Origin of the sequence: Planktotalea sp. (assembly GCF_049680325.1) — a bacterium.
GTDB lineage: Bacteria > Pseudomonadota > Alphaproteobacteria > Rhodobacterales > Rhodobacteraceae > Planktotalea.
In genome coordinates this window covers 1-11,810 of the sequence record NZ_JBAUHO010000228.1, presented here as the reverse complement: position 1 = coordinate 11,810, position 11,810 = coordinate 1, and the positions used below count along the sequence as shown (strand labels likewise).

Genomic DNA, 11,810 nt, shown 5'->3' with positions numbered 1-11,810 from the left:
GGCGTCTCATCAGGCTCGATCGCGGCAAAAGCAGCGGCAAGATCCGGATGGGGTTGAACATCCCAGGCCTTTTTCAATACGCGAACCGCATAGCGTTTCTTGTCTTGCTCGATGTAGCCATGCGCAGCCATGACTGCCGCAGGGATCAGATCAGGTGACAGGCGGTTGGCTTCGATCGCCGCTTCGCGCGCTGCGATATCATTGCCTTCATCGAATACCCCTGACGCCTGTGACAGCGCCAGAACAGCCTCGCGACGTTTGTGCACATCGCGCGGAAGGTTGCCGCTTTTCAGTTTCGCCGCGAGGGTTTCGCGCGCGCCAGACCAATCACTGCTTTGCGCCTGCAGCTTTAGCAGAATATCCTGTGTTTCTTCGTGCTTTGGCTTTAGATCGAAAGCGCGCTTGGCCAGCTGCATCGCTGTGTCTGTATCGCCCGCAGCAAGCTTTTGCTTCATGATCCCACGCACACCGACAAAGCGGGTCGCTTCGTCTTTTACCAGCTTCTTATAAGTCTCTTCTGCTTTGCGACTATCACCCGCCATCTCTGCCGCTTGCGCCGTCAGAAGGTTGGTCAGGTCAGGCTTGGCAAGGTATTTCTCAGCTTTGGCCGCTTTGTTCATGGCCGTTGAACCATCGCCAGAGGCAAGCGCCATCATACCCTCGGACAGGGCCTGATACCCCTTGCGTTCACGGTTCTTGGAAAAGTAGCGCGTGATCGCGGTTTCGTCGCCGTTGATAAAGCGCAAAGTAGCGACCAGTAGTGAAAGCAATTTGAGCAAGATCCAAAGTGCAACCAGCAAAAGGATCAGGCCCAAGACCAATTGAAGCGGGCTAAGCGCGATTTCATATCCCGCCATTTGCAGCGTTGCGCCGCCACCCAATTCCATCAGATATCCAGCACCCAATGTAAGCACTGCAATTATTGCCACAAAAACGAGAACTTTTAGCAAAGACCAAAGCATACAATAGCGCCTTATTGAGAGTTCAAAGAGTTAGCGAGGGCTTCGGCCTCTCGCGCGGCGGACAGCCGCAAGTTGGCTCGTGCCATCCAATCAGCAAGCGGGGCTTTCGCCGCATCAGGCAGCCCGTCAGCCAAGGACAGCGCATCCGCGATACGTCCTTCACCAACCGCCGCTTCGACGCGTGAAAGGACCGCGTCAGGGTCATCCCCGTCACGCGGCGCAACAGAGCGCACGCCAAGCTGTTTGGCAAAAAAGCTACCGACGCCGCCGCCTGTTTCTTCGCTACGGACCGCAGCCAAGGCCGCGCGCGCCGCATCTGGGTAGCTTTCGGAAAGCGCTGCAAGGGTCGGAACCCCGTCGGCCGCCGATGGTGCCAGTGCTTCAGGCAAGGCGATGTCCGAGTTTGCTTCGACATCCGCCAAAGCATCATCAAACGCTGCGCCACTTTCCAGCGCGACCAAAATGCGTGTCACAGCGGCCCGCGCCAAAGTTTGGCGCGCAGTTTCTTCCGCGCTTTGCTTGGTGCTTTGGGCCTCATCCAGCATCTTGGCCAATTCGCCCTTTTGCACATCAAGCGCTGCACGCAGTTCTTTTAGCTCGTTCTCCATTGCAACAGACACGCCGTCGCCGCCGCCAGGCTGCTGCTCAAGCGTGACGATCCGCGTTTCAAGCGCGCTTACATTATCAACGACCGCTCCAATTTGTGCCTGTAGATCACCAACCGCAGACACGGCTGCATCTAGCGCGGCGGTGTCTACTTTCGGCTGACTTTCCAAAAGCGCCGTCAAATCATCAATCCGACCTGTTTGCAGTTTTAGCGCGCTAGCTAGATCGACCTTTTCCGTTGCCGCCGGGCCAAAGGGTAAACCGTTCGGGAAAATATACTGGGCGCTGGCAACGCCAATGCCAGCCGCGACGACACCGCCAAGCACCAAAGGCAGAAAACCGCCCTTCCGCTCGACAACCGTCTCGCGCTCAACTTCAGTCGCAACCAGAGGCGCGGCGTCCACCGCACCATCCTCTTCAGGCGCAGGATCAACTACGGCCTCATCGAGGATCTCTGCATCTTCGATCGGTGTTTCGGCATCGTCATCTTGGACAACCGTTTCAACCGCGTCTTGCACAGCTTCTTCAACGGTCTCTGGCTTGTCAGCTTTTTCGCCCTTGCCCTTGGTCGGTTTCGCCACGTTTAACACCCTCTCGATTCTGCACCTTAAACACTCAGGTCCAAAGTAACCTTACTTCCGCTCCCTCAGAGCCTCAAGCCAAGTACCCTTGCGAAATTGCCGCAATCATCCCTTTTGCATCGGGAAAAGCGGCAATGCGCGCATTTGGGCATTCATTTGCTGCGGCTTCAGAAATCGCGATGATATCAATCTGAGGGCCAAAGGGGCCAGCCTTTGCAAACTGCGCGGCAATACGCGGCGAGAAAAGGGGAACTATCACCCGCGCTCCCCCCTGCAAAAGCTGTTTTGCCTCCGTGCTCAACGCCATCAAGTTTTGTTCATAGGCCAGCAAACCTTTCGCAGTCAGACCCTCCGCCCGCAGTGCGCCAACCAGATCACCGCGCGTATGGCGGCCATGAACATGAATAATCTCGCCTTTTGGTTTTGCTTCCAGCAAATCGTTCAAGAGATGTGTGACCGTGCCACCGCTGCAAACGGCATCAAACCCTGCGCCGCGCGCTGCATTGCCCGTTGCCTGCCCCACACAGAAACAGGGTATATTTGAAGGAAGTCCAGCGCGTGCCCATGCCGCAACCCCGTTGCGGGAGGTGAAGACAATCGTGGGATTGTTTTCTGGTGGCGGAATTTCTAGGAAATCAATCTCCAACAGTGGCGAAATCACCGTTGGTATCCGGCCAAGCTCTGCCTCTACCTGCTGCGCAAACCCTTCTGAGGCCGTTCGCGGACGCGTCAAAAGCAATGATGTGATGTGCGTCATAGAAGGCGACCGGGATTGTTTGAGACAGATGAGAGTGGTAGCTGCTGACTAACGTTCTTGCAATGGAAGGCCCGCTTGTGCCGCGACCCATCACCATGCTCGGCCTGGAAAGCAGCTGCGATGATACGGCAGCCGCCGTTGTGCGCCGTGACCAAGCAGGCGCAGTCAGCGTTGTTTCCAATGTGGTCTTCGGCCAAACTGAACTGCACAGGGCCTTTGGTGGTGTAGTTCCCGAAATCGCCGCCCGTGCCCATGCTGAAAAAATCGACATCTGTGTGGAGCAAGCCCTCGGAGACGCTGGCATTCCCCTCCTGAACGTTGACGCCATCGCTGTGACCGCTGGCCCGGGTCTGATTGGCGGCGTTATGTCAGGCGTCATGTGCGCCAAAGGACTTTCCGCCGCGACGGGAAAGCCGCTGATCGGGGTCAATCATTTGGCAGGTCATGCGCTAACCCCTCGACTGACGGATGGGTTGGTCTACCCCTATCTGATGTTGCTGGTTTCCGGCGGGCACTGTCAGTTCCTGATCGTGCGCGGCCCTACCGATTTCACCCGCATAGGCGGCACCATTGATGATGCGCCGGGCGAAGCGTTTGATAAAACAGCGCGCTTGCTTGGCTTGCCACAACCGGGCGGGCCAGCTGTGCAAGACGAAGCAGCACTTGGCGATGCCAAGCGGTTCAAATTTCCGCGTCCGATGTTGGATCGGGAGGGCTGTGATATGTCCTTCTCCGGCCTTAAGACCGCGGTTTTGCGCGCGCGCAACGAGGTGATGATCGGCGACACGATTGCACGCAGCGACGTGCGCGATCTTTGTGCGGGGTTTCAGGCAGCTGTGGTCGATGTGTTGGCCGAAAAGACCCGCCGCGCAGCAGCGCTTTATCTGGCCGAAACCCCGTCACAGCCCGCCTTGGCGGTCGCTGGCGGCGTTGCTGCAAATACCGCGATACGGGCGACGTTAGAAACTGTCTCAGAAGAATGCGGCATGCGCTTCACTGCACCACCCCTGGCACTTTGCACCGACAACGCGGCAATGATTGCTTATGCAGGACTAGAGCTTTTTGAAGCAGGGCAGCGCGACGGGCTAGACCTAAGTGCAAGGCCGCGCTGGCCACTTGATAACGCAAGCGCGCCGATGCTGGGTAGCGGTAAGAAGGGGGCGAAAGCATGAGCATTGCTGTTCTTGGCGCCGGAGCATTTGGCACCGCCCTGGCTATTTCTCTGGCAAAAGGCGAACAGGGCGTGCTGCTTTGGGCGCGTGATCCCGAACATGCAAAAAGCATGCAATCAGAACGCATGAACACTGCGCGATTGCCAAAAGCACCCTTTCCAGAAAGCCTGCGTGTCGCGTGCGACTTAGACACTATAAAGGGCATTCAGACAGTTTTGATCGCAGTGCCGATGCAGCAGCTCGCGCGTTTTGCGCAAGACAACAGACAGGTTCTAGCCGGCAAGATTTTGGTGGCTTGTTGCAAGGGCATCGATCTGACCACAGGCCTTGGCCCGACCGCCGTTTTAAAAAGCGTCCTACCAGATACGCCGCGCGCAATCCTGACAGGCCCAAGTTTCGCACATGATATCGCCATCGGATTGCCGACTGCGCTGACGCTGGCCTGCGAAGATGCGACGCTCGGCACCCAATTGCAGCATGACCTTTCAAGCGCGAATCTTCGCCTTTACCGTAGCGTGGATGTCGTTGGTGCCGAATTGGGCGGTGCGCTGAAGAACGTGATTGCCATCGCTTGCGGCGCGACCATAGGCGCAGGTCTTGGTGAAAGCGCACGCGCGGCACTGATTACGCGGGGCTTTGCGGAAATGCAGCGTATGGCGCAGGCCGTTGGGGCAAAACCAGAAACACTGGCCGGCCTCTCCGGGTTCGGTGATCTGGCACTGACCTGCGCTTCCGAAGGGTCGCGCAACTTTCGCTTTGGATTATCGCTCGGACGCGGCGAAGCCTTTGATCCAAGCATCACTGTCGAAGGCGCGGCGACTGCAAAGGCCTGCCTTGCGCGCGCCAAAGCGCTTAACCTCGATATGCCAATTACTGCCGCCGTAGTGGCCATGATCGAACAAACTCTCACCTTAAAAGAAGCAATGGACACGCTGCTGGCGCGTCCACTCAAGGAGGAAACATGCTGATAGCATTGATAGCAAAAGACAAAGCTGGCGCACTACAAACGCGCAAAGACAATCGCGACGCGCATCTGGCCTACATCAAGGAAACGGGCGTGGTTGCTCAGGCTGGTCCGTTTCTGGATGCCGATGGCGGGATGTGCGGCTCGCTCGTGATCCTTGATGTTGCGGATATGGACGCGGCCCAAGCATGGGCGGCAAATGATCCCTATGCAAAAGCAGGATTGTTTGCATCGGTAGAATTGATCCAGTGGAACAAGGTCATCGGTTGATGCGCTATTGGCTATTCAAATCCGAGCCCTCTTTTTGGGGCTGGGAAGATCAGGTCGCCAAAGGCGACAAGGGCGAGGAATGGGACGGCGTGCGCAACTATCAAGCACGCAATTTCATGCGTGAGATGGCGTTGGGTGATCGCGGGTTTTTCTATCACAGCCAGAAAGAGAAATCCGTCGTCGGCATCGTGGAGGTTTGCGCAATCGCACACCCGGATAGCAGCACGGATGATCCCCGCTGGGAGTGCGTCGATATCAAAGCCGTCGAGCCATTCAAAAAGCCTGTCTCACTCGATGAAATAAAAGCGCATCCGGATCTGGCGGAAATGGTCTTGGTCAAAAGCTCACGCCTGTCCGTGCAGCCCGTCACAGAAGCCGAATGGAAATTAATATCTGCGCTGGGAGGAATTGCTTAATTTTTGAACCCCTCGCATAGTCTTTGAATAAAACCAAAACAGGAGGGTTCCATGGAGTTAATCAATGTTCTCGTCGCGGCAGCGGTCGGATTCGGTGTCGGCGCAGTTTGGTACGGCGTGTTTTCCAAGCAATGGATGGCGGTGTCTGGCGTAACTGTTGGCGCGGATGGAAAGCCGGCAAACAATTCCGATCCAATGCCATTCATCATGGGCTTTCTGGCAATGGTGCTGGTTGCTGGCATGATGCGCCATGTCTTTGCACTTAGCGATATCGACACGCTTGGCAAAGGGTTGGTGTCTGGCTTCGGTATCGGACTGTTCCTTGCCGCGCCTTGGCTGATGATCTGCTACGGATTTGCTGGCCGTCCGCGCCAGTTGCTGCTGATCGACGGTGGATATGCAGCGATTGGAAGCGCCGCTATCGGACTTGTTCTAACCGCATTCTAATAAGAAATTCAGGGGATGCGGCATTCGACGGCGCGCATCCCCTGTCACCCCGCGAATTGCCTCCCACAGGCACCACACGCGAATAACAAATGGAATTGGCCGTCCTGACCTTGGCCCTATCTATTTGAGTTTTGGCAATCAGGCAAATGCCAAGTATTTCATATTAAATACAAAATTTACGGCGCCTGGTTTTCCGTTCTTATTCATCGCCGCAAACAAAAAGGGCACCCAAAAGGATGCCCGAATTCGTTAGTATCCGATACAGTTAACCGTAAACAGACTCTTTACCGAAGTGCTTTGTCAGCATGTAGTAAACCACAGCGCGATACTTGTTGCGCTCGGACTTTCCGTAAACTTCGATGACTTTGTTGATGCCGTCCATCAACTGTGGGCCGTCTGCCAGACCAAGTTTCTTGATAAGGAAGTTGTTCTTCACTGTTTCCAGCTCGGAAGGCTGGCTACCAGCAACGGTTGACGCATCTGCGTTATAGATCGCAGGACCGCAACCGATTGTGACTTTCGTCAACAGGTCCATATCGGGTGTCATACCGCACTTGTTCTTCAGATCATCTGCATATTGCGCGATCAGATCGTCACGTTTTCCCATCAAGTCTCTCCCGTATTGCGGACAAGGCCGCGCTAAATTCTTTTATGAGTGCCGAAGCTGAAAAGAGGTTAGCGATATACACCTGCATTTCAATGGTGTTTGTTTTAGGATTTTCCCCGCTCGTTGCGGAAAATCATGCAAATGCGGTGAAATCTCTTGCATCAAGCCCCCTGCCTTGCCCTGCAAAAGACAGGCGTCACCAGTAACCGCATCCACTGATTAGGCTCACCACCTCCACAATCATGCCTCATTCTTCTGTATTGTTTCCTCAAAGCAAAAAGTTTCACGAGGGGCAGAACACCATGGATTGGATCATTTCGACACTACAAGACAGCTGGGAAAACCTGCTAAGCGCATTCGGTGCTTTCATGTTTCCTGCGTTCTTCTTCATTTGCCTGGGTTACATCGTTAAGCGCGGCGAATTTTTGAGCGCGCTAAAGGCCGCGCTGCCCGAATTCAAGCTGAACGTTAAGCTACAACTCTTCAATGTTCTTTTCTCTGCGCCCTTCGTTGCGATCTATGTCACTGCGATCCACGGCTTTATGCTCAAGCATCAGTTGTTCCTGATTAAACCCGGCTCATGGGATGCGCTCCCGCTGGTATTCACGCTGTTCATGGCCGTCTTTGTAGGTGATTTCTTTCACTACTGGCGTCACCGCCTCGATCATACGCGCCTGCTTTGGCCTGCGCATGCTGTGCATCACTCTGACACGCATGTGACTTGGTTTACCTCTGCGCGCTGGCATCCGATCAACCTTTTGACGATGCGCGGTGTTGGCGGGTCTGCGATGCTACTGATGGGTTTTCCACCCGTTGCAATCATCTTCAATTCCTTCGTACGCGCATATTATGGCTTTTTCATTCATGCCGATGTGCCATGGACCTTTGGCAAGTGGGGCAATTACTTTGTTTCACCCGCAATGCACCGCTGGCATCATTCGGCAGAGGCGAAAGCCTTCGACAAAAACTTCGGCGAATTCTTTTGCATCTTCGACAAAGCCTTCGGCACCTTCTATCTGCCCGGCCCATGCGAAGGTCCGCTTGGCGTGCACCACGAAATGGAATCGACCCTGCGCGGTCAGCTTGGCTATGCCTTTACACCCAAGGCCTATGTGCCGTTCGTCAAACTGATGAAGCGAAAATGGCGTGCGCTAAAGGCAAAACCGCAGACCCAACAAGGCTAACTAATCAGGGGAACGTCATCTGCACGTTCCCCAACCCTTGTTCTGCAAATGGAAATGATCCGCGTGGGCTGCGTTGTAATCCGGCCCAAGCGTCGTTCCGAACCAATCGCAAGAGGTGTCGCGAACAAGGCGCAGGAAACGGGCTTTGTCATCATCGTCATCCCAATCCCTAAGCAGCCGTATACGTGTGCTATCGGTTAAATCAAAACCGATGATATCAATCGCGTCTGCCGTGGAATGGGTGCTCATCCGATCAGTTCCGGCGATCCTTCGGCAATTGTATGAACCGACGTGCCTGATTTGTTTGACCCTCGCCCCAAACATATCCTGTGCGATGGGCTGAATGCCATGTTCTTCCCACATGGCAAGGCGCAGCGCAGTGGCGCAGGATGTTTCCAGTGGATCAATTTCTGACTGACCGACACGTCGCAGGGTTACACGCCCCTCGATGCCGCAATTGTCGTCAACAACGAGATCGCTCATCTTTGAAATGCGCCCCGCGTTCTGCATGACCGCATGGCAAAGTTGCGGATCGCTCGCCGCCCAATCCAGCTTCCAAGCTGTAACTGGTGTAATTGGATCGGATACCTCTAACGGCGCAAAGACGTTCCAAGGGGGCGGCAGGGGTGTATCCGGGTGACGCAACAACGCGGACCCTACCAAAGCGAAACCCACCAAAAGAAAAAGCGCCGCAAACCGTGCATAGGGTTTGCGGCGCTTCTTATGTTCATCGCTATCCAAAGGACTTAGTAACGGTAGTGCTCAGGTTTGAACGGACCGTCTGGAGACACGCCGATATAGGCGGCCTGCTCGGGGTCAAGCTTGGACAGTTTCACACCGATGCGATCCAGATGCAGACGCGCAACTTTTTCGTCCAGATGCTTGGGCAGGATGTAAACTTCGTTCTTATACTCATTGCCGCGCAGCCAGATTTCCATCTGTGCAAGCACCTGGTTTGTGAACGACGCAGACATCACAAAGGACGGGTGGCCCGTGGCGTTGCCAAGGTTCAGCAAACGGCCTTCAGAGAGCAGGATCAAGCGATGGCCATTCGGCATCTCGATCATATCCACCTGCTCTTTGATGTTGGTCCATTTGTGGTTCTTCAGCGCGGCAACCTGAATTTCATTGTCAAAGTGGCCAATGTTGCCAACAATCGCCATGTCCTTCATCTCGCGCATATGCTCGATGCGGATCACGTCCTTGTTGCCAGTTGTAGTGATGAAGATGTCAGCGCTGTCGACAACGTCTTCCAGCAGGACAACTTCAAAGCCGTCCATCGCCGCCTGCAAGGCGCAGATCGGGTCAACTTCGGTAACCTTAACACGCGCACCTGCACCGCGCAGGGACGCAGCAGACCCTTTGCCAACATCGCCATAACCCATGACAACAGCAACCTTGCCGGCCATCATCGTGTCTGTCGCGCGGCGGATGCCGTCAACGAGGCTCTCTTTACAGCCGTATTTGTTGTCGAACTTCGACTTGGTCACAGAGTCGTTCACGTTGATCGCAGGGAAAGGCAGTTGGCCTTCACGCTGGAGCTCATAGAGACGGTGAACACCCGTTGTTGTTTCTTCGGAAACACCTTTGATATCGGCTTTGGTTTTGGTGAACCAACCGGGGCTTGCAGCCATGCGTTTCTGGATTTGCTTCTTGATGACTTCCTCTTCTTCGGATGTTGTCACCGCAAGCACATCTTCGCCTGCTTCCATGCGTGCGCCAAGCAAGACGTATAGTGTCGCGTCGCCGCCATCATCGAGGATCAGGTTCGCGCCCTCGGGGAACATGAAGCTCTTGTCGAGATAGTCCCAATGCTCTTCCAAGGACTGGCCCTTGATCGCGAAGACAGGCGTACCGCCTGCTGCAATCGCCGCCGCCGCGTGGTCCTGTGTGGAGAAGATGTTGCAAGAGGCCCAGCGCACGTCTGCGCCCAGCTCAACAAGAGTTTCGATCAGAACTGCCGTTTGGATCGTCATGTGCAAGGATCCGACAATGCGCGCGCCTTTCAGCGGCTTTTCAGCGCCGAACTCTGTGCGCAGCGCCATCAGGCCCGGCATTTCTGTTTCGGCAATATCCAGTTCCTTGCGACCGAACTCCGCTAGGGCGATGTCTTTTACAATATAGTCGTTGGCCATTTCGGCGCTCTCCTCAAAACTCTCTTATTCTGCTGTGCAGATAGCACTGCGCTTCTCCTGTTTCAAACCCTAGTCAAAACAAGGGTCACAGCGCGGCAATAATGTGATTACAACTCACCGGGAAAGAAGCCGCTCCAGTGGCCATTGCCCGCTTCGATGTTAGCGGTGCGGCGCAATGCCCAGCGCGCGCGTATTGTTTTGGATACATTCAGATAGAGCGCACCGTCATGCACGGTCCACGCATCTGGATCACCCGGCGCAAAGTACCCACGCGACATAGCAAACGCGCAATAGCCACCATAGCGCGGCGCGTATGTGTCGGGGTCTGCTTGGAACGTTTCAAGGTTCCCGGCGTTTGAGAAATAAAACAGCGTACCTTTATGCTCGGCCGCATAGTCTTCGCTGCCCAGAACGCCGTCCTCGTTTCCCAGCGTGAAATAGGCGACAACATCCCGTCCACTGGCGGCAATATTTTTTCCGGCGCTATACCAGCGAGGTTCTGATTGCGCGAAGGCGGGCATTGCAAAGCTGGAAGCAGCAAGAAACGTAAATGAACGGCGCGATAGTTTCATGAGGAGTTTCCTTTTCATCTTGGCGCAAGCTGCGCTACATCTTGGCTTGAAAATAGGAAATGAAATTCACGGAGTCTCCCCTTGTCACAGAAACGTGCTTGGCAGCGCATGCTTTCGGGTCGCAGGCTCGATCTTTTAGACCCCACACCTGTGGATATCGAAGTAGAAGATATCGCACACGGCCTTGCCTTTGTGGCGCGCTGGAATGGTCAAACTAAAGGGGATTTTGCCTATTCCGTCGCCGAACATTCGCTTTTGGTTGAGGCGTTATTTACCCGCATGCAACCCAATGCACCCGTCAAATGGCAGTTGGCCGCTTTGTTACATGACGCACCTGAATATGTCATCGGAGACATGATTAGCCCTGTGAAAGCAGCGGTTGGGCCAGGGTACAGCGCGCTGGATGAACGGTTAACAGCTGCAATTCATATTCGCTTTGGTCTGCCCGCAGCGCTGCCTGTTGCGGTGAAAAAGCAAATCAAAAAGGCGGACACGATTAGCGCATGGTTAGAAGCGGTTCAGATCGCTGGATTTACCGAAAAGGAAGCGGACCAGTTCTTTGGCAAGCCCGACCCTGCAATGATAGACGGGCTGATGATCCGCCTGCGTGCGCCGCTGGACGTGCGCAATGATTTCACAGCGCGCCATGAAGACCTGTTAGGACAGATGTAATGAAGATTACCGTACGCGCGGTTGAAGATCGCGACATTCCATTGATGACAAGCCTGTTGAACGAGATCATCAAGGTCGGCGGCACAACGGCCTATCTTTCGCCCATTTCCGAGGAAGACATGAAGGGTTGGATTACGCGTTCTGACGGATTGTCGAGCTGGATCGTTGCCTTGGATGAAGCGGATGCCGTCTTGGGTTTCCAATGGGCAGAACCCTATCCACAGTTGCCCCCTGAAGCGGCCAGCATTGCAACCTTTGTCGATGTAGGGGCCGTCGGTGGCGGAATCGGTACCAAGCTGTTTGACCAAACCTGTGCAAATGCGCGTGCGCTTGGCTTTTCTTGGATTAATGCGTCTATACGCTCGGATAATGATAGCGGGCTGAGCTATTATTCGAAAATGGGCTTTGCAGATTGGAAGGTTGAACCAGATGCAAAACTATCGGACGGCCGCGTAACTGGTAAGC

General features: G+C 54.8%; 15 protein-coding genes. 8 read left to right on the top strand and 7 right to left on the bottom strand.

The features are described 5' to 3' along the window. From WBC85_RS10275 to WBC85_RS10265, 3 genes are all read right to left on the bottom strand, one after another. Positions 1-962, bottom strand: a 962-nt coding sequence (locus tag WBC85_RS10275) for a heme biosynthesis protein HemY (protein ID WP_424436297.1), incomplete at its 3' end; no start/stop codon positions are given. A gap of 11 nt (positions 963-973) precedes the next feature. Beyond that, complete coding sequence (locus tag WBC85_RS10270; RefSeq protein WP_424436294.1) at positions 974-2,149, bottom strand: COG4223 family protein; 1,176 nt, start codon at positions 2,147-2,149, stop codon at positions 974-976. A gap of 73 nt (positions 2,150-2,222) precedes the next feature. After that, entirely contained in the window at positions 2,223-2,906 is a 684-nt protein-coding gene (locus WBC85_RS10265) for a uroporphyrinogen-III synthase (RefSeq protein WP_424436291.1), read from the bottom strand. Between the two features lie 62 nt (positions 2,907-2,968). Here WBC85_RS10265 and tsaD point away from each other — a divergent pair, with 62 nt between their 5' ends. From tsaD to WBC85_RS10240, 5 genes are read left to right on the top strand one after another with little or no spacing between them, the layout of a single operon-like run. Continuing rightward, the gene (gene tsaD, locus WBC85_RS10260; protein ID WP_424436288.1) at positions 2,969-4,078 is read left to right on the top strand and encodes a tRNA (adenosine(37)-N6)-threonylcarbamoyltransferase complex transferase subunit TsaD; all 1,110 of its coding nucleotides are present in this window, start codon (positions 2,969-2,971) and stop codon (positions 4,076-4,078) included. Beyond that, complete coding sequence (locus WBC85_RS10255; RefSeq protein ID WP_424436285.1) at positions 4,075-5,046, top strand: NAD(P)H-dependent glycerol-3-phosphate dehydrogenase; 972 nt, start codon at positions 4,075-4,077, stop codon at positions 5,044-5,046. The genes tsaD and WBC85_RS10255 overlap by 4 nt, the downstream gene beginning before the upstream one ends. After that, entirely contained in the window at positions 5,040-5,312 is a 273-nt protein-coding gene (locus WBC85_RS10250) for a YciI family protein (RefSeq protein ID WP_424436282.1), read from the top strand. Before WBC85_RS10255 ends, WBC85_RS10250 begins: the two co-directional genes overlap by 7 nt. Then, positions 5,312-5,728, top strand: a complete 417-nt coding sequence (locus tag WBC85_RS10245; RefSeq protein ID WP_424436279.1) for an EVE domain-containing protein — start codon at positions 5,312-5,314, stop codon at positions 5,726-5,728. Before WBC85_RS10250 ends, WBC85_RS10245 begins: the two co-directional genes overlap by 1 nt. Before the next feature lie 51 nt (positions 5,729-5,779). Next, complete coding sequence (locus WBC85_RS10240) at positions 5,780-6,175, top strand: DUF1761 domain-containing protein (protein ID WP_424436276.1); 396 nt, start codon at positions 5,780-5,782, stop codon at positions 6,173-6,175. 265 nt (positions 6,176-6,440) lie between these two features. Here WBC85_RS10240 and WBC85_RS10235 read toward each other — a convergent pair whose 3' ends face one another. Further along, on the bottom strand, positions 6,441-6,782 hold the full coding sequence (locus tag WBC85_RS10235) for a DUF2853 family protein (protein ID WP_424436273.1): 342 nt from the start codon (positions 6,780-6,782) through the stop codon (positions 6,441-6,443). 302 nt (positions 6,783-7,084) lie between these two features. On the opposite strand from WBC85_RS10235, the gene WBC85_RS10230 reads away from it, so the two are divergent. Continuing rightward, a complete protein-coding gene (locus WBC85_RS10230; protein ID WP_424436269.1) occupies positions 7,085-7,966 on the top strand; it encodes a sterol desaturase family protein in 882 nt (293 codons plus the stop codon). 15 nt (positions 7,967-7,981) lie between these two features. Here the strand turns inward: WBC85_RS10230 and WBC85_RS10225 are convergent, their stop codons facing one another. From WBC85_RS10225 to WBC85_RS10215, 3 genes are all read right to left on the bottom strand, one after another. Beyond that, positions 7,982-8,614 carry an extensin family protein gene (locus WBC85_RS10225; RefSeq protein ID WP_424436266.1) on the bottom strand — a complete coding sequence of 211 codons (633 nt, stop codon included), beginning with the start codon at positions 8,612-8,614 and terminating at the stop codon, positions 7,982-7,984. A 98-nt stretch (positions 8,615-8,712) separates the two neighbouring features. Continuing rightward, complete coding sequence (ahcY, locus tag WBC85_RS10220; RefSeq protein WP_424436263.1) at positions 8,713-10,101, bottom strand: adenosylhomocysteinase; 1,389 nt, start codon at positions 10,099-10,101, stop codon at positions 8,713-8,715. A 107-nt stretch (positions 10,102-10,208) separates the two neighbouring features. Next, entirely contained in the window at positions 10,209-10,673 is a 465-nt protein-coding gene (locus tag WBC85_RS10215; protein ID WP_424436260.1) for a YHS domain-containing (seleno)protein, read from the bottom strand. A gap of 81 nt (positions 10,674-10,754) precedes the next feature. Between WBC85_RS10215 and WBC85_RS10210 the strand changes: the two genes are divergently transcribed. Continuing rightward, on the top strand, positions 10,755-11,345 hold the full coding sequence (locus tag WBC85_RS10210; protein WP_424436257.1) for an HD domain-containing protein: 591 nt from the start codon (positions 10,755-10,757) through the stop codon (positions 11,343-11,345). Then, the coding region (locus WBC85_RS10205; RefSeq protein ID WP_424436254.1) for an N-acetyltransferase family protein at positions 11,345-11,810 on the top strand (466 nt) is incomplete at its 3' end. The genes WBC85_RS10210 and WBC85_RS10205, both read left to right, overlap by 1 nt.